18 protein-coding genes and 1 pseudogene are annotated in these 21,920 nt (G+C 65.5%); 11 read left to right on the top strand and 8 right to left on the bottom strand.

All coding sequences use genetic code 11. The annotated features are described in order from the left end of the window. Positions 1-22: 22 nt before the first annotated feature. Positions 23-1,390, top strand: coding sequence for a DUF1329 domain-containing protein (locus tag CRO75_RS13415; RefSeq protein ID WP_097135912.1), 1,368 nt, complete (start codon positions 23-25; stop codon positions 1,388-1,390). Between the two features lie 148 nt (positions 1,391-1,538). Beyond that, positions 1,539-4,082, top strand: coding sequence for a LuxR C-terminal-related transcriptional regulator (locus tag CRO75_RS13410; RefSeq protein WP_097135910.1), 2,544 nt, complete (start codon positions 1,539-1,541; stop codon positions 4,080-4,082). Between the two features lie 326 nt (positions 4,083-4,408). Here CRO75_RS13410 and CRO75_RS13405 read toward each other — a convergent pair whose 3' ends face one another. Beyond that, complete coding sequence (locus CRO75_RS13405; protein WP_007930806.1) at positions 4,409-5,200, bottom strand: IclR family transcriptional regulator; 792 nt, start codon at positions 5,198-5,200, stop codon at positions 4,409-4,411. A 166-nt stretch (positions 5,201-5,366) separates the two neighbouring features. Between CRO75_RS13405 and hmgA the strand changes: the two genes are divergently transcribed. The 4 genes from hmgA to CRO75_RS13385 all read left to right on the top strand — a co-directional run bounded on the left by hmgA (position 5,367) and on the right by CRO75_RS13385 (position 10,380). Then, positions 5,367-6,671 (top strand): homogentisate 1,2-dioxygenase, encoded by a 1,305-nt coding sequence (gene hmgA, locus CRO75_RS13400; RefSeq protein WP_097135908.1) that lies wholly within the window; start codon positions 5,367-5,369, stop codon positions 6,669-6,671. Between the two features lie 3 nt (positions 6,672-6,674). After that, on the top strand, positions 6,675-7,979 hold the full coding sequence (gene fahA / locus CRO75_RS13395) for a fumarylacetoacetase (RefSeq protein WP_097135907.1): 1,305 nt from the start codon (positions 6,675-6,677) through the stop codon (positions 7,977-7,979). Between the two features lie 15 nt (positions 7,980-7,994). Continuing rightward, entirely contained in the window at positions 7,995-8,633 is a 639-nt protein-coding gene (maiA, locus tag CRO75_RS13390) for a maleylacetoacetate isomerase (protein ID WP_097135905.1), read from the top strand. Positions 8,634-9,009: 376 nt separating this feature from the next. Continuing rightward, positions 9,010-10,380: an aromatic acid/H+ symport family MFS transporter gene (locus CRO75_RS13385; protein ID WP_097135902.1), complete on the top strand. Its 1,371-nt coding sequence runs from the start codon at positions 9,010-9,012 to the stop codon at positions 10,378-10,380. 12 nt (positions 10,381-10,392) lie between these two features. Here CRO75_RS13385 and CRO75_RS13380 read toward each other — a convergent pair whose 3' ends face one another. The 3 genes from CRO75_RS13380 to CRO75_RS13370 all read right to left on the bottom strand — a co-directional run bounded on the left by CRO75_RS13380 (position 10,393) and on the right by CRO75_RS13370 (position 12,601). Continuing rightward, positions 10,393-10,860, bottom strand: a complete 468-nt coding sequence (locus tag CRO75_RS13380) for a GNAT family N-acetyltransferase (protein ID WP_097135900.1) — start codon at positions 10,858-10,860, stop codon at positions 10,393-10,395. A gap of 56 nt (positions 10,861-10,916) precedes the next feature. After that, complete coding sequence (locus CRO75_RS13375) at positions 10,917-11,729, bottom strand: class I SAM-dependent methyltransferase (protein WP_177409748.1); 813 nt, start codon at positions 11,727-11,729, stop codon at positions 10,917-10,919. 68 nt (positions 11,730-11,797) lie between these two features. Then, positions 11,798-12,601, bottom strand: coding sequence for a tetratricopeptide repeat protein (locus CRO75_RS13370; protein WP_062823633.1), 804 nt, complete (start codon positions 12,599-12,601; stop codon positions 11,798-11,800). Positions 12,602-12,785: 184 nt separating this feature from the next. Between CRO75_RS13370 and CRO75_RS13365 the strand changes: the two genes are divergently transcribed. The 4 genes from CRO75_RS13365 to CRO75_RS13350 all read left to right on the top strand — a co-directional run bounded on the left by CRO75_RS13365 (position 12,786) and on the right by CRO75_RS13350 (position 17,097). Then, the gene (locus CRO75_RS13365; protein ID WP_007932382.1) at positions 12,786-13,805 is read left to right on the top strand and encodes a Glu/Leu/Phe/Val dehydrogenase dimerization domain-containing protein; all 1,020 of its coding nucleotides are present in this window, start codon (positions 12,786-12,788) and stop codon (positions 13,803-13,805) included. Positions 13,806-13,900: 95 nt separating this feature from the next. After that, positions 13,901-14,998, top strand: a complete 1,098-nt coding sequence (gene pdhA / locus CRO75_RS13360; protein ID WP_177409747.1) for a pyruvate dehydrogenase (acetyl-transferring) E1 component subunit alpha — start codon at positions 13,901-13,903, stop codon at positions 14,996-14,998. Continuing rightward, positions 14,991-15,977 (top strand): alpha-ketoacid dehydrogenase subunit beta, encoded by a 987-nt coding sequence (locus CRO75_RS13355; protein WP_053259683.1) that lies wholly within the window; start codon positions 14,991-14,993, stop codon positions 15,975-15,977. Before pdhA ends, CRO75_RS13355 begins: the two co-directional genes overlap by 8 nt. A gap of 10 nt (positions 15,978-15,987) precedes the next feature. Then, positions 15,988-17,097 carry a dihydrolipoamide acetyltransferase family protein gene (locus CRO75_RS13350; protein ID WP_097135894.1) on the top strand — a complete coding sequence of 370 codons (1,110 nt, stop codon included), beginning with the start codon at positions 15,988-15,990 and terminating at the stop codon, positions 17,095-17,097. A gap of 173 nt (positions 17,098-17,270) precedes the next feature. On the opposite strand, the pseudogene CRO75_RS13345 reads toward CRO75_RS13350, so the two are convergent. After that, positions 17,271-17,510: pseudogene (locus CRO75_RS13345) on the bottom strand (YebG family protein); the annotation flags it as partial. A 366-nt stretch (positions 17,511-17,876) separates the two neighbouring features. Between CRO75_RS13345 and CRO75_RS13340 the strand changes: the two are divergent. Then, positions 17,877-18,377: a phosphate-starvation-inducible PsiE family protein gene (locus CRO75_RS13340; RefSeq protein WP_009042237.1), complete on the top strand. Its 501-nt coding sequence runs from the start codon at positions 17,877-17,879 to the stop codon at positions 18,375-18,377. Here the strand turns inward: CRO75_RS13340 and CRO75_RS13335 are convergent. The 3 genes from CRO75_RS13335 to CRO75_RS13325 form a co-directional block, all read right to left on the bottom strand. After that, positions 18,374-18,691, bottom strand: coding sequence for a DUF3509 domain-containing protein (locus CRO75_RS13335; RefSeq protein WP_007932393.1), 318 nt, complete (start codon positions 18,689-18,691; stop codon positions 18,374-18,376). The two genes, CRO75_RS13340 and CRO75_RS13335, sit on opposite strands and share 4 nt — an antisense overlap. Positions 18,692-18,909: 218 nt before the next feature. After that, on the bottom strand, positions 18,910-20,211 hold the full coding sequence (locus tag CRO75_RS13330) for a serine/threonine transporter (protein WP_053259686.1): 1,302 nt from the start codon (positions 20,209-20,211) through the stop codon (positions 18,910-18,912). A gap of 201 nt (positions 20,212-20,412) precedes the next feature. Beyond that, complete coding sequence (locus CRO75_RS13325) at positions 20,413-21,789, bottom strand: L-serine ammonia-lyase (RefSeq protein ID WP_097135893.1); 1,377 nt, start codon at positions 21,787-21,789, stop codon at positions 20,413-20,415. Positions 21,790-21,920: the final 131 nt, after the last annotated feature.

The following is a 21,920-nucleotide window of genomic DNA, read 5'->3' as shown; positions in this document are numbered from 1 at the left end:
GGCCCTGAAGAAGGACAACTTTATGCGCAAGACGATTTTGCAATGCGGTGCCCTGGCCTTGACCCTGTTGGCGGTCAACGTGATGGCGGCGGTCACCCCGCAGGAAGCGGACAAGCTCGGCACCAGCCTGACCCCGCTCGGCGCGGAAAAGGCTGGCAATGCCGACGGCTCGATCCCGGCCTGGACCGGCGGTATCGGCAAGAACGCCGGGGCGGTGGATGCCAAGGGCTTCCTCGCCGACCCGTTCGCCAGCGAGAAGCCGCTGTTCACTATCACCGCGGCCACGGTCGACAAGTACAAGGACAAGCTGTCCGACGGCCAGGTGGCGATGTTCAAGCGCTACCCGCAAACCTACAAGATCCCGGTCTACCCGACCCACCGCACGGTCGGCCTGCCGGCGGACATCTACGAGTCGGCCAAGCGCAGCGCGCTGAATGTCACTTCGATCAACGAAGGCAACGGCCTGGCCAATTTCACCGGCAACCGCTACTACGCCTTCCCGATTCCGAAGACCGGCGTGGAAGTGCTGTGGAACCACGTCACCCGTTATCACGGCGGCAACCTGCGCCGGATCATCACCCAGGCCACGCCGCAGACCAACGGCAGCTACACGCCGATCCGCTTCGAGGAAGAGGTGGCGGTGCCGCAGCAAATCCCCGACCTGGACCCGGAGAAAGGCGCCAACGTGCTGACCTTCTTCAAGCAGGCGGTGACCGCTCCAGCGCGCCAGGCCGGTAACGTGCTGCTGGTGCATGAAACCCTCGACCAGGTGAAGGAACCGCGCCTGGCGTGGATCTACAACGCCGGCCAGCGCCGTGTGCGTCGCGCCCCGCAAGTGGCCTACGACGGGCCGGGCACCGCCGCCGACGGCCTGCGCACCTCGGACAACTTCGACATGTTCTCCGGCGCGCCGGACCGCTACGACTGGAAGCTGGTGGGCAAGAAGGAGATGTACATCCCCTACAACAGCTACAAGCTGGATTCGCCGAGCCTCAAGTACGACGACATCGTCAAGGCCGGGCATATCAACCAGGACCTGACCCGCTACGAGCTGCACCGGGTCTGGGAAGTGGTCGGCACGCTCAAGCCGAGCGAGCGGCATATCTACGCCAAGCGCCACATGTACATCGACGAGGACAGCTGGCAGGTGGCGCTGGTGGACCACTACGACGGGCGCGGCCAGCTGTGGCGGGTGGCCGAAGGGCATGCGCAGTTCTATTACAACGCCCAGGTGCCGGCCTACACCCTCGAAGCGCTGTACGACATCATCGCCGGGCGCTACCTCGCCCTGGGGATGAAGAACGAAGAGAAGCACAGCTTCGAGTTCGGTTTCGCCGCCAAGGCCGCCGACTACACCCCGGCCGCCCTGCGCGCAACCGGCGTCCGGTAAGGCCCGGGATACAAACGATGGCAAAAGGCGACCAATCGGTCGCCTTTTTTATGGGCGCGGATCAGCGTGCTGAATACTTCTCAACAAGCACCGGCGACAAGGCTAGGGTGGGGGCACGCAGGCTAAAACTATAAAAAGGCACGCCGCCATGACCGCCATGACCCCTTGTCCTGGATTCCTGCCCCGTTTGTCGTCCCATCACCTGTCCCGCAGCCGTCTGAGTGCCCCGCTCCTGGCATCGCCCGCCCGGGTGAAACTGCTTTGTGCGCCGGCCGGCAGCGGCAAGACGGCCCTGCTCGCCGAATGCCTGTTGCAGGCGCCGGCCGGGTGCCGGGTGTGCTGGTTGCCCCAGGCCGGGGCGGCGCAGACACCGCTGCAATTGTGCGGCGAGCTGGCGCGGGCGTTGGGCCTGGCCGCATCGGACGAGGCCGCCGTGCTGGACCATCTGGCGCAGGTGCAGACCCCGACCTGGCTGTTCCTTGACGATTACTGCCGGGTCGCCGCGCCGCCGCTGGACCTGCTGCTCGACCGCCTGCTGGCGATCAGCAACCCGGCGCTGACCTGGTGGCTGGGCGGGCGCCGCCGGCCGCAATGCAACTGGCCGCGGCTGCTGCTCGACGACCAGCTCTACGAATGCACGGGGCCCGAGCTGGCGTTCACCCAGGAGGACATCGAGCGACTGCTGCAACAATTGCCGAAGCCTTTGTCGATCCACACCGCCAGCCGGATTTTCCAGTGCAGTGCCGGCTGGTGCGCCGGGGTGCGCATCGCCCTGCTCGAAGGCAGCGAGCTGGTGGCCACGCCGTGCCGGCAAGGGCGGCCCAATACTCTGCTGGAATACCTGGAGCACGAACTGTTCAGCGTGTTGCCGGCGGAGCTGTCCGAGGTCTGGCATGTGCTGGCGCACCTGCCGCGCTTCAATGCCGCGTTGTGCGAGCACCTGTTCGGCGCCGGGGAGGGCGCCCGGTACCTGCGGACATTGCAGGAACTGGGCTGCTTCATCGAACCCTGGGAGGCTGCGCCGGAGTGGCTGCAAGTGTTCGCGCCCCTGGCCCGGCTGATGCGCGACGAGCCCTGGCCGGCGGGACGCTCCTGGCATCGTCGCGCCTGCCAGTGGTTCGCCGCGCAGGAGGACTGGCAGGCGGCGTTCGAGCAGGCGTTGCTGGCGCAGGAATACGAAGTGGCGGTCAGCCTGTTGCAGCACTTCAGTTTCGAGCACCTGTTCGAGCAGCAGAACGTGGTGTTGCTGTTGCGCCTGCATGAGCAGCAGGGCGAGGAACTGCTGCTCGGCAGCCCGCAGTTGGTCGGGCTGTTGACGGCGGCCTTGCTGTTCGCCGGGCGTTTCGACCAGGCGCAACACTGCGTGGCGCAGATGGCGCGTTTTACGCCGCAGCCGACGGCCTCCGGGCAGCGGCAACTGGTGGCGCGCTGGCAGGCGCAGCAGGGCTGGCTGCTGCATCTGCAAGGGTTGATGGAACCGGCGCGAATGCATTTTCTCGAGGCGCTGAGCGAACTGCCGGCCCATGCCTGGCCGACCCGCCTGCTGTGCCTTTCGGGCCTGACCCAGCAGGCCTTGCTCCGGGGCGAACTGGACGTGGCGCAAATGCTCAACCGCGAGGCGCTGTGCCTGGCCAGGGCCCAGGATTCCTTGCTGTTCGAAGCGCTGCTGGAACTGGACCATGCCCAACTGCTGGAGCAGCGTGGGGCGCCCCACAGGGCGCAGAGCCTGCTGGACGATGTGCAGCAATTGTTGAGTCGCCAGGCTTATCGGGCCGGCCCGCTGCTCGGTCGTATCGCCTTGTGCCAAGGGCGCCTGGCCTTGCGCCAGGGGCAGGCGGAACAGGCCGCCGGGCATTTCCAGATTGGGCTCGAACGTTGTCTGCTCAGCCATGACAAACGCGCGTTGTACGGGTTTCTCGGCCAGGCGTTCCTGGCCGCCAACCAGGGCGACTATGCCCACGCGTTTGTACGCCTGCGCGATGCCGAGCGGCTGATGCAGCAACGGCAGATCCCGGACACGGTGTACCGCGCCGTGCTGCTGCAGGTCAGCAGCGTGTTCTGGTTGCAACAGGGGCGGCCGGAACTGGCCCGGGAGGCCTTGAGCCGGGTGCTGCGTCACTACCGCGGGCCCCAGGCGCGCCAGGCGCCACCGGCCACCCTCGAACTGATTCCGCGTATCGAGTACCTGTTGGTGCTGGCCGAGGTGTACCTGCAGCGCGCCGAGGCACCGATGGCAAGCTTGCAGCGCCTGCTCGAACAGGCCCGGCAACGGGGCATGCTGTGCCTGCAGACCGAGTTGCACCTGGCCCTGGCCGAGGTCGCCTTTGTGCTGGGGGATCGGGCGTTGTCCGCCCGTGCCTTGCAGGAGGGATTGGAGCTTGGGGCGCGGTGCAACCTGCAGCAGGCGCTGCATGAATTGCGTCTGCGTCAGCCGCGGATGTTTGACGTCCAGCCGGTGGCCGAACCCGAAGCGCCCATGCCGCTGCCGGCGGCAGGGGAGAGCCCGCTGAGCCAGCGGGAGCTGGAGGTGCTGCAACTGATCGCCCTGGGCAGCTCCAACCAGCAGATCGCCGAGCAATTGTTCATTTCCCTGCACACGGTGAAGACCCATGCGCGGCGCATTCACAGCAAGCTCGGGGTGGAGCGCCGCACCCAGGCCGTGGCCAAGGCCAAGGCGTTGGGATTGATGTAGTGGTCGGACAGCTATCAGGGCCACCAACCTGACAACGCGGCCTCCCGCCAAACCGCGTGGCCCGCTTTGACGACGGCTACGCCGCCGATCGCAGCCTTCGGCAGCGGCTACAGGGTTGTGTAGCCGCTGGCGCAGCCTGCGATCGGGCGCGCAGCGGCCGCCAACCCCAGGAGACGCGGTGTTTCATCAAATGGCGTGGGTCTTTTTACGACGGCTATGCCGCCGATCGCAGCCTTCGGTAGCGGCTACAGGGTTGTGTAGCCGCTGGCGCAGCCTGCGATCGGGCGCGCAGCGGCCGCCAACCTGACGACTTGGTGTATCCGCGTCTAGGGTTGGTACCCCATGCGCCAGCTCACCGCCTGGGACGCGGCCAGCAGGCGTTGCGCCGCCGGGCCGTTTTCGTCGGCGTGGAACAGCGAGGTCGGGCCGACCACCGTCAGCACGGCGGCGACCTTGCCGGTGGCGTCGAACACCGGCGCCGACAAGGCATCCACGCCGGGCATCAGCAGGCCGTGCACATGGTGCAGGCCGCGCTGGCGGATCTGCTCGCACAGGGCGGCATAGGCCTGCTCGTCCGCCAGCGCATGGGGCGCGTGGGCCTTGAGTTCTTGCTCGCGCAAATCGACGGTTTCGCGATTCGGCAGGTAGGCGCCGAACACCAGCCCGGTGGACGAGCTGAGCAAGGGCAGCACCGAACCCAGTTGGGTCACCACCGTCACCGCGCGCACGGCCGGTTCGATATGCACCACGGTCGCGCCCTGGTTGCCCCATACCGCGAGGAAGCAGGTTTCGTTCAATTCATCGCGCAGCTCGGCCAGGGGCAGGGCGGCGACCTTCAGTACATCCATGCTGCCCAGCGCCGCCATGCCCACCCGCAAGGCCTCGCGGCCCAGGCCATAGTGGTTGGTGGCGGTGTTCTGTTCGGCGAAACCACTGGCGATCAGCGCCTGCAGGTAACGGTGGACCTTGCTCGCCGGCATCTGCACATGTTCGGCCAGGCGCGACAGCGAGGTCGCCGGCGACAGCTCGGCCAGGGCCTTGAGGATGTCGGTGCCGACCTCGGCCGAGCGGACTTTCTGTTTACCGTTGCTGTCGCTGGTACTGCGCGGCTTTTCCATGGAGGCGGTGTGATCCCGGGACGAATGGGCGTCTTTATAGCTTGACGGTCAATACCAATCAAATTACGTTATCCGTAATTGGATTACGATAAAAATAACACTGGCGTGCCGAGAGCTCTCCCCATGGAGTCGCAGGCCGCTGCCAACTCCACTTCCAGGAGGCTCCATGAACCTCGATTCCACGGCGTCCGGGCTTGCGTACCAGTCGGGCTTCGGCAACCAGTTTTCCAGCGAGGCCCTGCCAGGCGCCTTGCCCGTCGGTCAGAACTCCCCGCAAAAAGCCCCTTACGGCCTCTACACCGAACTCTTCACCGGCACGGCCTTCACCATGGCCCGCAGCGAAGCGCGGCGCACCTGGATGTACCGTATCCAGCCATCGGCCAACCACCCGGCCTTCGTCAAGCTGGATCGCCAGCTGGCGGGCGGGCCGCTGGGCGAGATCACCCCCAACCGGCTGCGCTGGAACCCGCTGGAGATCCCCAGCGAGCCGACCGACTTCATCGACGGCCTGGTGAACATGGTCGCCAACTCGGCAGCACAGAAACCCGCCGGGATCAGCATCTACACCTACCGCGCCAACCGCTCCATGGAGCGGGTGTTCTTCAACGCCGACGGCGAGTTGCTGCTGGTGCCCGAACAGGGCCGCCTGCGCATCGCCACCGAGCTTGGGGTGCTGGAAGTCGAACCGCTGGAGATCGCGGTATTGCCTCGCGGCCTGAAGTTCCGCGTCGAACTGCTCGACCCGCAGGCGCGCGGCTATATAGCCGAAAACCACGGCGCGCCCCTGCGCCTGCCTGACCTGGGGCCGATCGGCAGCAACGGCCTGGCCAACCCGCGGGACTTCCTGACCCCGGTCGCCCATTACGAAGACCTCAAGCAGCCGACCACCCTGGTGCAGAAGTTCCTCGGCGAGCTGTGGGGCTGCGAGCTGGATCATTCGCCGCTGAACGTGGTGGCCTGGCACGGCAACAACGTGCCGTACAAATATGACCTGCGCCGTTTCAACACCCTCGGCACTGTCAGCTTCGATCACCCGGACCCGTCGATTTTCACCGTGCTGACCTCGCCCACCAGCGTGCACGGCCTGGCCAACCTGGACTTCGTGATCTTTCCGCCGCGCTGGATGGTGGCCGAGAACACCTTCCGTCCGCCGTGGTTCCATCGCAACCTGATGAACGAATACATGGGCCTGATCCAGGGCGCCTACGATGCCAAGGCCGAAGGCTTCGTGCCCGGCGGTGCTTCGCTGCATAGCTGCATGAGCGCCCACGGCCCGGATGGCGAAAGCTGCACCAAGGCCATCAACGCCGAGCTGCAACCAGCCAAGATCGACAACACCATGGCCTTCATGTTCGAGACCAGCCAGGTGCTGCGTCCGAGCCAGTTCGCCCTGCAGTGCCCGCAATTGCAGAACGACTACGATGCTTGCTGGGCCTCGCTGCCCGCCACCTTCAACCCGAATCGGAAATAACCCATGAATCAGCCAACTATCACCCGCAGCTGGGTTGCCTCCGCCAACGATCATGCCGACTTCCCGTTGCAGAACCTGCCGCTGGGGGTGTTCAGCCACAAGGGTTCGGCGCCACGCAGCGGCGTGGCCATCGGCGAGCACATCTTCGACCTGGAAGCGGCGCTCGACGCCGGGCTGTTCGAGGGCCCGGCCAAGGCCGCGGTGCAAGCCACCCGTGGCGGCCAGTTGAATGCCTTTTTCGAACTGGGCCGTCCGGCCCGCGTGGCCCTGCGCGAGCGCCTGCTGGAATTGCTCGGCGAAGGCAGCAGCCTGCGTGGCAAGGTCGAGGCCCAGGGGGCGAAACTGCTGCCCCTGGCCGCCGATTGCCAGATGCACCTACCGGCAAGGATCAATGACTACACCGACTTTTATGTCGGCATCGAGCACGCGCAGAACGTCGGCAAGCTGTTCCGCCCGGACAACCCGTTGCTGCCGAACTACAAGTACGTGCCGATCGGTTACCACGGCCGCGCTTCCACCATCCGTACCTCCGGTGCCGACGTACGCCGGCCCAAGGGCCAGACCCTGCCCGCCGGCCAGAGCGAGCCGACCTTCGGCCCATGCGCGCGGCTGGACTACGAACTGGAGCTGGGCATCTGGATCGGCCAGGGCAATGAGCTGGGCGAGCCGATCGCCATTGGCGACGCCGCCGAGCACATCGCCGGCTTCTGCCTGCTCAACGACTGGTCGGCGCGGGATATCCAGGCCTGGGAATACCAGCCGCTGGGCCCGTTCCTGTCGAAAAGCTTCATCACCAGCATCTCGCCCTGGGTGGTGACGGCCGAAGCCCTGGAGCCGTTCCGCCGTGCCCAGACGCCACGTCCCGAAGGCGACCCGCAGCCGCTGCCGTACCTGCTGGACAAGCGCGACCAGGCCGCCGGCGGTTTCGACATCGAGCTGGAAGTGCTGCTGCTCACCGAAGCGATGCGTGAGCAAGGCCTGCCGGCTCATCGCCTGACCCTGAGCAACACCCAGTATATGTACTGGACCGTGGCGCAGATGGTCGCCCACCACAGCGTCAACGGCTGCCAGTTGCAGGCCGGCGACCTGTTCGGTTCGGGCACCCTGTCGGGCCCGCAAAGCAACCAGTTCGGCAGCCTGTTGGAAATCACCGAAGGCGGTAAGAAACCGATCGAACTGGCGTCCGGCGAAGTGCGTAGATTTCTTGAGGACGGTGATGAAATCATCCTGCGCGGCCGCTGCCGTCGCGAGGGTTTCGCGTCCATCGGTTTCGGCGAATGCCGCGGCAAAATCCTGCCTGCCCGTTAAGAAGAGGTGCGCGTCATGGAGCTCTATACCTACTACCGTTCGACCGCCTCCTACCGGGTGCGCATCGCGCTGGCGCTCAAGGGCCTGGATTACCAGGCGCTGCCGGTCAACCTGCTGGCGGCCGGCGGCGGTGCGAACCGCCAGCCGCAATACCTGCAAATCAACCCGCAAGGCCGCGTGCCGGCCTTGCGCACCGACGACGGCGAGCTGCTGATCCAGTCGCTGGCCATCGTCGAATACCTGGAAGAACGTTATCCACAGGTGCCGCTGCTCTCCAAGGAGCTGGCGGCCCGCGCCCACGAACGGGCGGTGGCGTTGCTGATCGGCTGCGATATCCATCCGCTGCACAACTCCAGCACGCAGAACCTGCTGCGCCAGTGGGGCTACGACGAGGCCCGGGTATTGGAGTGGATCGGCCACTGGATCAGCAATGGCCTGGCGGCGGTCGAGCAGTTGATCGGCGAGCAGGGGTATTGTTTTAGCGAGCAACCGGGGCTGGCCGACACCTTCCTGATTCCCCAGCTGTACGCGGCCGAGCGCTTCAAGGTGCCATTGGACGCCTACCCGCGGATTCGCCGGGTCGCCGCCCTGGCCGCCGAACACCCAGCCTTCCAGAAAGCCCATCCGGCCAACCAGCCCGATACGCCTGCCTGACCTGTGTAGCCGCTGCCGCAGGCTGCGATAAGGCCGAAGGCCTTCAGCGGTCTGAAGATCCACGCCTCTTCGAGGCGATCGCAGCCTGCGGCAGCGGCTACATCGACTGTGTTGCGCGGGTTTACTCCTGTAGCCGCTGCCGAGCAACGCGAGGCTGCGCACGACCGCGCTGCGGGCGCCGCTCCTGAGGGCGCTGGCGGTCCCGCGACCAGCGTGGTCCGGACCATCGCAGCCTGCGGCAGCGGCTACAGGGGACAGGTCCGCGGGAGCAGTTTGCTCCCGCGCCTGAAGACGTACACAAGACCGATCCTTGCCGCCCAAGAGCAATGACGGTCTGCCGGCTCCCATAACCATAAAAAACAGCAGGTACCTTGCGATGCACAATCAGATTGCCAGCTTCCGGGCGGCCCTCGACGCCCGTCCGGTGTCGCGTTATCAGTGGTTGCTTCTTCTGCTCCTGGCCCTGTTGCTGGTCACCGACGGCTACGACGCCCAGGTGCTGGGTTATGTGGTGCCGGCCCTGGCCCAGGATTGGGGCCTGGAAAAGGCCGCGTTCGGTCCGGTGTTCAGTGCCAACCTGCTGGGCCTGACCCTGGGCTCGCTGGCGGTGACGCCGCTGGCGGACCGCTTTGGCGTTCGGCGGATTCTGCTGGCCTGCGTGCTGATCTACGCCAGCCTCACGGTGATGATGGTGTTCGCCGATTCGCTGAACAGCCTGATGGTCGCGCGTTTTATCTGTGGCATCGGCATGGGCGGGGCGATGCCCAGCGCCATGGCGTTGATGTCGGAATATTCGCCACCCCGCCTGCGCACCCTGATGGTGACCCTGGCCGCCTGCGGTTTCTCTTTCGGCGGCGCGGCCGGCGGTTTTGTCGCCGCGGGTTTCATCGACCGCTTCGGCTGGCAGGCGGTATTCCTCGCCGGCGGCGCCACGCCGTTGCTGCTGTTTCCCTTCCTGGCCTGGTTCCTCCCCGAATCGTTGCCGCGCCTGCTGCGCGATCAGCCGCCTTATGCCCGCCTGCGCAGGGTCACCGCGCGCATGCTGCCGGACTGGCAGCCACCGGCCGCTTCGGCCGCGCAGAACCAAGCCGGGCAGGGCAGCAAGCTCACGGTGATCGAGTTGTTCCGCCACGGTTATGCGCGCCCGACGCTGCTGATCTGGTCGACTTTTTTCGTCAGCCTGATCCTGCTGTATTTCATGATCAGTTGGTTACCGTCGCTGCTGCTGGAAAGTGGCCTGGGATTGAACGAAGCGAACCTGGTGACCTCGATGTTCCTGTTCGCCGGCACCCTGGGGGCGATCTGCATGGCCTGGTTCGCCGACCGCCTGCAACGCAAGGTACGGCTGCTCTCGGCGGTGCTGGCCGGGGCGGCGCTGTGCACCCTGCTGTTGGGCCTGAACCACGATAATCCGCGCTACCTGGTGGCCTTCGTCTTCGCCGCCGGCTTCTGCATCATCGGCGGCCAACTGACCCTCAACGCCTTCGCCAGCAACTTCTACCCGGCCCATGTCCGCGCCACTGGCACCGGCTGGGCCCTGGGCGTCGGCCGCTTCGGCTCGATCCTCGGCCCGCTGTTCGGCAGCCTGCTGCTGGCGATGCACATCCCGGTGCAGCAGATCTTTTTCTTCTGCGCGATTCCGGCGGTGATTGCGGCGCTGCTGATCATCCAGGTGCGTTCGCCGTCCGAGGCGCCTTCGGCAGGCGCGGGGCCTGCCCCAGAACTGCAGGCGCCGCTCAAACCCTGAACGAGCGCGGGCTCAGCGTGCCAGATGCTTGATCATCGGCACGCAGGCCAGGGTCAGGCCCCGGGGCGAATGGTACTGGGCAACCTGCTCGCCGACGAAGCCACAGTGGCGATAGAAGTCTGCGGCGTTCAGGGTCGAGTCCAGGATCAGGTGCGGCAGGCCGGCCTGCTGTGCCAGCTGTTCGAGGTAGTCCATCATCTGCCGGCCGATCCCGCGGCCCATGTACGTCGGATCGACAAACACCGCATCGACCTGCCCCGACTCCAGGTCGAGCATGCCGCTGGCGGCGATCTGGCCGTCGATGACGGCTACGTGCCCGGTCTTTTCCAGGACTTCGATGAAGTAGTCCCCCAGGCTGCCGGCGGTCCAGACCTGCAGGTCGGCGGCGGGGTAATGGCCGCTGCACTGGTGGTTGATGGCTTGGTTGCGAATGACGAAGACGCGTTGCGCGTCGTCGCCATGAGCTTTTCTGATCAGCATGCTGTGCCCATTCCCTGGTGTGAGCCGAGCATCCTGCCAGAGCCCGGGCGGGGCTGTCATGCCGCCGTGGCCTGGATCAGCAGCAACCCCCAGCCGGTCAGCAGCGTGCCGTCCGCCCGCAGCAAGGGTTGTGTGGCCGTGCGCAGTTCGCTCTTCATCAAGGCGCGATTGGCGGGTGTCAGGCGATCCAGGTCGTAGGTTTCTGCCAACGAATCCCAGAGCTCCTCGAAGGTGGGCGTCCACTCAAGGTCCAGTTCCTCGAAGTGCAGCGAGGTGAAGCTGTGGTCCAACAGCGCCCGCCATCCACGCCGTGACTGAGTACGGGGATCCACCAGGGGCAGGGGACGGAGCTGGTCGCGTCGGGCGGCGGCGCGAAAGGCCTGCAGGTAGTGCTGGCCCGGCTCGCCCAACAGAAAGGCCCGGCCGACGATGGCCGAGAGTTGCCCGCCCTTGGCCAGGACCCGATGGATTTCCCCCAGCACCTGTTCGATATCGCTCATCAGCATCAGGGCCAGGTGCGAGACCACGGCATCGACGCTGCCGGTGGCCATCGACAGGCACTGGGCCCGCTCATTGAGCAGCACGCTGCGGTTCGCGAGGCGGGTGCGGGCCGCCTGCAGTTCGGTTGCGCTCATGTCCACGCCGGTCAACTGCGCATCGGGATACTCCCTGGCCAGCAGATCCAGCAGGAAACCGTCGCCGCAGCCCAGGTCCAGCACCCGTGCGTGGGGCTGAGCGGCGGCGAGCGTGGCTGCCAGCATCTCGTAGGATGAACCGCGCCCTGGCAGGCTCAGCCCGGAAAAAGCCGGCGGCGTGGTGCCGGGGCGACGTTGGTGGAAGTCCTGAAGAAAGCGTTCGGCGCTGTTCATGCTGTTCATCCTTGAAGCAAACGAAGGGTTGTCGCCGGGCATTGTGGCATGGGAGGCAGAGCGCCCCATCAGTGCACGATGGTATTGGGCGGCAAGTGCCCCAGGCGTTCGGTCAGGCGCAGGCGCTGGATCGGGTCTTCGCTGAGCAGCAGGGCGTGCTCCAGGTCGAAGCGTTCGGCGTTGGGGCAGTCCAGGTGCTGGTAGAGGCTGGCGCGGGCCAGGTAGTCGGAGGCGCTGCCATTGCCCAGTTCCAGGACCCGCTCGGCATCGATCAGCGCATTGAGGTGGTCGTCGTGGCTCAGGTGCAACTGGCGCAGGTTGCGCGACAGGCGCTGGAGCATCTGCTGCGGGCTGGCCGTGGCCAGGTGCTCGGCGGCCAGCTTGATGTTCGGCCCGTACTGGCGCTCCAGCAGCTCACGGCAGTCGTTGGGGTACAGGCGGCGCCCGCCGCAAGGGTCGAGCAGATGATCGGCACCGGGCACGCGCAATAGAAAGTGCCCGGGGAAGTTGACCCCGACCATGGGGATTTCCAGGCGCCGCGCCAGCTCCAGGGCGATCAGCCCCAGCGCCAGCGGTTGCCCGCGCCGGGTGTGCAGCACCTTGTCCAGCAGCGCCGCCTGCGGGCGCAGCGGCAAGAACTCGTCCTGCTGGAACCCCAGGTCGTTCATGCGCCGCAGCAGCGGCTGGCCCAGTTCGCTGACTGGCAGCAGCGGCAAGCCTGTGCTGACCCGCTGTTGCAGCTCCTTGAAGTCCTGCAGCAACTGCTCGGGCGCCACCTCTTTGTCGTGCTCGGCGGCGATCCACAGCGCCGCCTCGAAAAGTGCGGGCGGGGACTGTTGCAGGCAGGCGAAAAAAGCTTGACGCGGGTTCATCGAAATCTCCGGCGAATGCCTCGTTTTAGCCCCGTCGCGGGCGTTCGTCCAGTGCCGCACACATGCCGTAGCAGGTTATTTCCTAAAGCCCCGGAAAGGCGCCGGGCTTATTCCCGCGCGCTCCAGCAATTTTCATGCACAAGCCTATACTGGCGACTACAAGAAGTGATTCGGGAGCCTGACGATGTTCGCTCTCATGCAAAGCACTCGCCTTGAATCGCTGCACCTGAGCGTTGACCCGGCCACCGGGTTGAAGGCGGTGATTGCCATTCATAGCAGTCGCCTGGGGCCTGCCTTGGGAGGCTGTCGTTACCTTGCCTACCCCGACGACGAAAGTGCCGTGGTCGATGCCGTGCGCCTGGCCCAGGGCATGAGCTACAAGGCCGCCCTGGCCGGCTTGCCCCACGGCGGCGGCAAGGCGGTAATCATCCGTCCGCCACACGTCGAAAGCCGCGCCGCCTTGTTCGAAGCCTTCGGGCGCTGCGTCGAGCAACTCGATGGCCGCTACATCACCGCCATCGACAGCGGCACCTCGGTCGCCGACATGGACTGCATCGCCCAAACCACTCAGCACGTCACCAGCACCACCGCCTCCGGCGACCCGGCGCCGCATGCCGCCATGGGAGTGTTCGCCGGCATCCGCGCCACCGCCATGGCCCGCCTGGGCAGCGACAACCTCGAAGGCTTGCGGGTGGCGATCCAGGGCCTGGGCAATGTCGGCTTCGCCCTCGCCGAACAGCTGCATGCCGCGGGTGCCGAACTGCTGGTCAGCGATATCGATTCCGGCAAGGTGCAACTGGCCATGGAGCAACTGGGCGCCCATCCGATCGCCAACGAAGCCTTGCTCAGCACCCCGTGCGACATCCTTGCGCCCTGCGGGCTGGGCGGCGTGCTCAACAGCCACAGCGTGGCGCAACTGCGCTGCTCGGCGGTCGCCGGCTCGGCCAACAACCAACTGACCAACCTGCAGGTCGCCGACCAGCTGGAAAACCGCGGCATCCTCTACGCGCCGGACTACGTGATCAACGCCGGCGGGCTGATCTACGTTTCGCTCAAGCATCGCGGTGAAGACCTGGCGACCATCACCGCCCACCTGTCGAAGATCAGCCAGCGGCTCACCGAAGTCTTCGCTCACGCCCAGGCTGAAAAGCGCTCCCCGGCGCGGGTGGCCGACGACTTGGCGGAGCGCGTGCTGTACCGCTAGGCGCGAAGGCCTTACCCGGCATTTCGCCCTGTAGGCTCCGCGCCACAAGCACGGGGCGCAACAACTGCACGCTGACCCGGCGTGCCAGGAGCCATGTGATGCCGCACAAGGTTGCACTTCCCTATACCCGCTATTTGTCCCCGGACGGCCAGTTGCTCGGCGACCTGCCGGCCTGGGCCGATGACTTCAATCTGCTGACCCGGCTCTACCGGCAGATGGTCCTGACCCGCCTGTTCGACCAGAAGGCCGTGGCCCTGCAACGCACCGGACGCATCGGCACCTATGCGCCGACCCTCGGCCAGGAAGCCATTGGCGTGGCCATCGGCAGCCTGATGCGGCCCGAAGACGTGCTGGTGCCCTATTACCGCGACACCGCCGTGCAACTGATGCGCGGGGTGCGCATGGAGGAAATCCTGCTGTACTGGGGCGGTGACGAGCGCGGCAGCGATTTCGCCGACCCGGCGTCGGCCGAGGATTTCCCCATCTGCGTGCCGATCGCCACCCAGGCCCTGCATGCCTGCGGCGTGGCCAGTGCGTTCAAGATCCGTGGCGAGCACCGGGTGGTGGTGACCACCTGTGGCGACGGCGCCACCAGCAAGGGCGACTTCCTCGAAGCCCTCAACGTGGCGGGCACCTGGCAGTTGCCGGTGGTGTTCGTGGTCAACAACAACCAGTGGGCGATCTCGGTGCCACGGCGTATCCAGTGCGGCGCGCCGACCCTGGCACAGAAGGCCATCGGCGCCGGCTTCCACGGCGAGCAGGTCGATGGCAACGACATGCTCGCGGTGTACGACCGGGTGCAGGCGGCCCTGGAGCGTGCCCGGCATGGCAAGGGACCGGTGCTGCTGGAATGCCTGAGCTATCGCCTGGGCGACCACACCACCGCCGACGATGCCACGCGCTATCGGGCCGCGGATGAGGTCAAGCAGGCCTGGCTGGAAGAACCGGTCAAGCGCCTGCAACGCTTCATGGTCGGGCAGGGCGTCTGGGACGGAAACCGCGAGCAGGCGCTGATGGTGGAATGCCAGGCGCTGGTGCAACGTGCTGTGGATAACTTCGAGGCGGCGGGCACCCAGGCCCCCGAGTCGGTACTGGACTACGTCTACGCACAGTGGCCGGCGGCCCTGGCCGAGCAGCGCGAGGTGTTCCTCGAACGGCTGGCTCGCCGCGCGGGAGGTGCGGACCATGAGTAACGGCACATTCAGCCTGCTCGAAGCGGTGAACCTGGCGCTGCACCGGGCCATGGCCGAGGACGAGAACGTGATTGTCCTGGGTGAGGACGTCGGCGTGAACGGTGGGGTGTTCCGCGCCACCCTGGGGCTGCGCGACAGTTTTGGCTTCAAGCGGGTGATCGACTCGCCGCTGGCGGAAACCATGCTTGGCGGACTGGTCGTGGGCATGGCCGCCCAAGGCCTGAAGCCGGTGGTGGAAATCCAGTTCATGGGTTTTATCTACGCGACCATGGAGCACCTGGTGTCCCATGCCAGCCGCATGCGCAACCGCACCCGCGGACGCATCACCTGCCCGATGGTGTTGCGCACGCCCATGGGCGCGGGGATTCGCGCACCGGAACATCACAGTGAAAGCACCGAAGCCTTGTTCGCCCATATTCCGGGGCTGCGGGTGCTGGTGCCGTCCTCGCCGGCGCGGGCCTATGGCCTGCTGCTGGCGGCCATCGACGATCCCGACCCGGTGCTGTTCCTCGAGCCGACCCGCCTCTACCGCATGAACCCGCAACCGCTGGTGGACGACGGCAAGCGCCTGCCGCTGGACAGTTGCTTCACCCTGCGCGAAGGCAGCGACATCACCCTGGTCAGCTGGGGCGCGAGCATCGTCGAGACCTTGCAGGCCGCCAGTGCGCTGGCCGAGCAGGGCGTGTCGGCGGAGGTGATCGACGTCGCCTGCATCAAGCCGCTGGACCTCGATACCCTGGAAGCCTCGGTGCGCAAGACCGGGCGCTGCGTGATCGTGCACGAGGCGCCCCGCACCTGCGGCGTCGGCGCGGAAATCGCCGCCAGCCTCTACGAGCGGGTGTTGCTGGAGTTGCAGGCGCCGATCCTGCGGGTCACCGCGCCGGACATTCCACCGCCGTTGTATCGCCTGGAGTCGCTGTACATCCCCGGCGTCGAAGACATTCTTCACGCCTGCGACAGCACCCTGAACTTCGCCTGAGGAGGCTGCGATGAAATATTTCAAACTGCCCGATCTGGGCGAAGGCCTGCAGGAAGCGGAGATTGTCCAATGGCACGTCAGGGCCGGCGATACGGTCAAGGCCGATCAGTTGCTGGTGTCGGTGGAAACCGCCAAGGCCCTGGTGGACATTCCCGCGCCCTATGACGGCGTGGTGGCGAAAACCTATGGCGCGCCGGGCGACATCCTGCATGTCGGCGAACCCTTGCTCGGCTACGAAGGCGAGGCGGATGCCGGCACCGTAGTCGGGCGCCTCGAAGGTGGCGGGGCCAGCCAGGAAGACCGGTTTTTTGTCGGCGCCGCGCCCTCGACCCGCGAGCATATGGCGGTCCGCGCCACGCCGGCGGTGCGCCAACTGGCCCGGCAACTGGGCGTGGACGTGAATGCCTTGAGCGGTTCGGCCAAGGATGGGCTGATCAGCCGCGGCGATGTGGAAAACGCCGCGCAGCAGGCGCGCGAGCGGTTCGGCGGCGACCGGCTGCGCGGGGTACGCCGGAGCATGGCGCTGAATATGGCCCGCTCCCATGCCGAGGTGGTGCCGGTGACGATTTACGGCGATGCCGACCTGCACCGCTGGGGTCAGGCCCGGGATCCGCTGATCCGCCTGGCCAAGGCGCTGGCGGCGGCCTGCGCGGTGGAACCGGTGCTCAACAGCGCGTTCGATGGCAAGAGCCTGTCGATCAAGCAGCACCAGCACCTCGACCTGGGCATTGCCGTGGACACCCCCGACGGCCTGTTCGTGCCGGTGCTGCGCAATGTCGGCCAGCGCGACGCGGCGGACCTCAAGGCCGGGGTGACGCGCCTGCGCGCCGACGTGCAGGCACGCTCGATTCCGCCCCAGGAGATGATGGGCGCGACCCTGACCCTGTCCAACTTCGGCACCCTGTTCGGCCGTTACGCCAACCCGGTGGTGGTGCCGCCGCAAGTGGCGATCCTCGCCGCCGGGGTGATCCGCGACGAACCGGTGGCCCTGAACGGCGCGGTGGTGGTGCATCCGCTGCTGCCGCTGTCCCTGACCTTCGATCATCGGGTGGTGACCGGCGGCGAGGCGGCGCGCTTCTTCAAGGCGCTGGTCGAGGCGCTGGAGCAACCTGAGCTTTAGTTTTCCACAGGCATGAAAAAGGCCCTGGGCGCAAACCCAGGGCCTGTTCAATTCGAGCCTGCTTACTTGGCGGCTTTGCTCGCCTTGGCGGGCTTGGCCGGTGCTGCGGGTTCAGCGGCTTCGGGCGCTGCCAGCGGAGCTTCTGGCTCGGCCGCCGCAACCGGCGCGCTGAGCAGTTCGGACAGGGCGTCCGGCTGGCTCTTGAAGGCCTTGGCGAACACATCGCGGTTCTTCGCCATGTAGATCCCGGCTTCTTCCACCTGCTGCTCGCTCAGGGACGGCACGGCTTTTTGTAACACTTGCGCCAGCAATTCAGCCAGTTCGAGCATTTTGTCATGACGGTCAGCTTCGGCTTTATCCATGAACAAGCGCTCCAGATCTCGGCTGCTGCGGTATACCACTTCGACGGCCATTCACCACCTCACATGCCTTCACGATAATGGGTATTTGCTACTACTGTATTTATATACAGGCGCGAAGAATAAGCGAATCCTTCTGCTTTGAATAGTGGCTTTTTAATCTAGTCGGGTTTCCGGGTTTGTCAGCCTTCCCCTGTAGGAGCGAGCTTGCGCGCGATCCGCGCAGCGGCCATTCAGCACCTTGTCTGAACAGACGCTATCGCCAGCAAGCTCGCTGCTACAGATTGCCACCGGCCTGAACGTGCCTTGTCGGCATCAGCCACCATCTCACCCCCGACGCTGGCCTTTTTTCTGCATGCAGGAACAACCGTCACGTCCAACCCGCATCATCCGGTCGAGTCGACCTAAGGAAAAACCATCGTGAAAATCAATTGGGCCGAGAAACTGCGGCAGAACGTCCATCAGCTGGCCGAGTCCCTGGGCAACCTGTTCGTCGAGACCTTTCACTACCTGGCGCTGTTCGCCATCGGCGCGGTGACGGCCTGGGCGGCGGTGATGGAGTTTCTCGGGATGCTCGAAGAAGGTCATATCAAGATCGATGACATTCTCCTGCTGTTCATCTACCTCGAACTGGGCGCCATGGTCGGCATCTACTTCAAGACCAACCACATGCCGGTGCGCTTCCTGATCTACGTGGCGATCACCGCGCTGACCCGCCTGCTGATCTCCAACGTGTCGCACCACAACCCGCCGGACCTGGGGATCATCTACCTGTGCGGCGGTATCCTGCTGCTGGCGTTCTCGATCCTGGTGGTGCGCTACGCCTCGTCGCAGTTCCCCTCGGTGAAAATCGAACACCCGCAACGCAAAGTCGGCGCGGGTTCCAGCGAGCACCCGGAAGTCGAGAAGGGCGAGCTTTAAATCGCCACGCTCAGGGGCGGCCGGCCCTTGGCGGCCGGCAGCGGCAGCTTGAAGCTGTCGCTGTTGGTCATGGCTTCGAGGATGGCCACGGCGCTGTGGCCCTGCTCGATGGCGATGCCGAACTGAATGCTTTGCACCAGGCGCTTGAGCCGCTGCGGATCGTTGCGCTGCTCGGCGCTGATCATGCGTTTGGCCACGACCCGGCCGGCCTTGGACAGGGTCAGCATGATGCTGCCGTCCAGGCCCTGGATGCTTAGGTTGACCCGGTATTCCGGGGCGAAGGCATCGGTAATCAGCTGAAAGGGGTTATCCATGTGCGTCACCGCCTGATTGTATCGTGCAGTCATTGACCGGCCGGGATCGGGATTAGTTCGCATTTCCAGACCATTGGCAGGCCGTTCGCTGAGGTTTGATAACGTCCGTATTCCTCAGGTCTTGCAAAGCAAAGGGCATGCCGGGAAAGCCGCCGACCAATAAACCCGGGGGCGAAAAAAAACGGACCAAAAGGTCCGTTTTTCTTTGGCTACCCGTTTCAGGGCATGAACGAATAAATGATCGCTGACAGTGCGATCAGACCGATCAGCACCACGAACAGATTCGACAGCTGGCCCGAATACTGGCGCAGCGATGGCACGCGCCGGATCGCGTACATCGGCATCAGGAACAGCAGGCAGGCGATCACCGGTCCGCCCAGGGTTTCGATCATGCCGAGGATGCTCGGGTTGAAGGTGGCCACGGCCCAGCAGGTGAGGACCATGAACAGCGCGGTGCAACGCTCCAGCCAGCGCGACGACAGGCTCCGGCCGCGGCTGCGCAGGCTTTTCACGATCAGCCCCTGGAAACCTTCGCTGGCGCCGATGTAGTGGCCGAGGAAGGATTTGGTGATGGCCACCAGCGCGATCAGCGGCGCCGCATAGGCGATCACCGGCGTCTGGAAGTGGTTGGCCAGGTACGACAGGATCGAGATGTTCTGCGCCTTGGCCGCGGCCAGGTCGGCCGGCGACAGGGCCAGCACGCAACTGAAGCAGAAGAACATCACCGTCAGCACCATCATGCCGTGGGCCACGGCGAGGATGCCGCTGCTCTTGCCTTCGGCCTGGGCGCCGTAGTGGCGCTTCTGGTCGACGGCAAAGGCCGAGATGATTGGCGAATGGTTGAACGAGAACACCATCACCGGGATCGCCAGCCACAGGGTCTTGAGGAACAGCGGCATGGACATGCCGTCATTGGCCGAGGCGAAGAAGGCGCCGTTCCAGTTCGGGATCAGGCTGAGGGCCAGCAGCAACAGCGCGGCGACAAAGGGATAGACCAGCACGCTCATGGCTCGCACGATCACGCCCTGGCCGCAGCGCACGATGGCCATCAGGCCGAGGATCAGCACCAGCGACAGGATCGCCCGTGGCGGCGGGGTCATGTGCAGCTGGTGCTCCATGAAGCTGCCCAGGGTGTTGGTCAGCGCCACGCTGTACACCAGCAGGATCGGGAAGATGGCGAAGAAGTAGAGCAGGGTGATCAGCTTGCCGGCGCCGATGCCGAAGTGCTCTTCCACCACTTCGGTGATGTCGCCGGAGCGCCCGGACAACACGAAGCGGGTCAGCCCGCGGTGGGCGAAGAAGGTCATCGGGAAGGCCAGCAGCGCCAGCACGATCAGCGGCCAGAAGCCGCCGACCCCGGCGTTGATCGGCAGGAACAGGGTGCCGGCGCCGATGGCGGTGCCGTACAGGCCGAGCATCCAGGTGGTGTCGTGCTTGCTCCAGCCCTGGCTGGCGGTCGTGGTGTCGCGGGCAGTTTCTACAGCAGGGTTTTCGGCAGCGGGTGTTCGTACATCGGTCATCGGTATTGCCTCGTTATTATTTTTGCTCGGGCTCACGTGGGGCGGACAGTCAGGCCGTTTGAAAACGTAGCGAGCGAAGGCAAGACAAGGCAAAAACAGGCGAGGAAGCGGAGTGTAGGGACCTACATGAGCATTCCGAGCCTGTTTTTAACGCAGTATTGCCGAGCGCAGTAGTTTTCCTACGGCCTGGGGGAATGCTCCTCAGCACTCCACCCAGCTCACGGCCAGGCCGCCCCGTGAAGTTTCTTTGTATTTGTCGTGCATGTCGGCGCCGGTATCGCGCATGGTGCGGATCACCCGGTCCAGGGAAATGAAGTGCTGGCCGTCGCCGCGCAGGGCCATCTGGGTGGCGTTGATCGCCTTCACCGCGGCAATTGCGTTGCGCTCGATGCAGGGCACCTGCACCAGGCCGCCGACCGGGTCGCAGGTCAGGCCGAGGTTATGTTCCAGGCCGATTTCGGCGGCGTTTTCCAGTTGCTCCGGGGTGGCTCCAAGCACCTCGGCCAGGCCCGCGGCAGCCATCGCGCAGGCCGAGCCCACCTCGCCCTGGCAGCCGACTTCGGCGCCGGAGATCGAGGCGTTTTTCTTGCAGAGGATGCCCACCGCGGCGGCAGCGAGGAAGAAGTCGACCACGTCGTCGTCCGACGCTTCGGGGTTGAATTTCATGTAGTAATGCAGCACCGCCGGGATGATCCCCGCCGCGCCGTTAGTCGGCGCCGTCACCATGCGCCCGCCGGCGGCGTTTTCCTCGTTCACCGCCAGGGCGAACAGGTTGACCCATTCCATGGCCGACAGGGTCGAGCTGATGACGTTGGGCTTGCCGATTTCCAGCAGGTTGCGATGCAGCTTGGCCGCGCGGCGCGGCACATCCAGGCCGCCGGGCAGGGTGCCTTCGTGGCGCAGGCCCTGTTCGACGCATTCGCGCATCACCGCCCAGATGTGCAGCAGGCCGCTGCGGATTTCGGCATCGCTGCGCCAGGCCCGTTCGTTGGCCATCATCAGTTCCGAGACTCGCAACTGGTGCCGTTGGCATAGGGCCAGGAGTTCCACCGCGCTGTTGAAGTCGTAGGGCAGTTCGACGCCGTTGGCCGTCGGGGCGCCTTCGGCCACTTCGGCTTCCTCGACGATAAAACCGCCGCCCACCGAGTAGTAGGTCTGCCGCCATAGCAGGCCGTCCGCGCCGAAGGCCGACAGCGACATGGCATTGGGGTGGTAGGGCAGGCTCTCGTCGAGCAGCAACAGGTCGCGGTGCCAGTCGAAGGCGATGGTCGAGCGACCGCCGAGGCTCAGCTCGCCGCTTTCACGCAGTTGCTGGATGCGCGGGCCGATGCTGCGCGGGTCGATGCTGTCGGGCCATTCGCCCATCAGGCCCATGACGCAGGCACGGTCGGTGGCATGGCCGACGCCGGTGGCGGACAGCGAGCCGTACAGGCGGATTTCCACCCGCTGCACCTGCTCCTGCAACCCTTGCTCGAACAACCCCTGGGCGAAGGTCGCGGCGGCGCGCATCGGGCCGACGGTGTGGGAGCTGGATGGACCGATACCGACTTTGAAGAGATCGAAAACACTGATAGCCATGCTAAAGCCTTACAAGCAATGGAAGAGAAATCGCTGCCATTTTTTGTAGGCCGAGCGTTAGGTCGGCGATACTGCCTAGCTCGGTCAAGACTGACCAACGAATTTTCCTAAGACAGCCTTTAGCAGGACTA

The organism is Pseudomonas sp. LAMO17WK12:I10 (assembly GCF_900215185.1).
GTDB classification, from domain to species: Bacteria; Pseudomonadota; Gammaproteobacteria; order Pseudomonadales; family Pseudomonadaceae; genus Aquipseudomonas; species Aquipseudomonas chlororaphis.
This window is presented reverse-complemented; position numbering and strand designations above follow the sequence as displayed.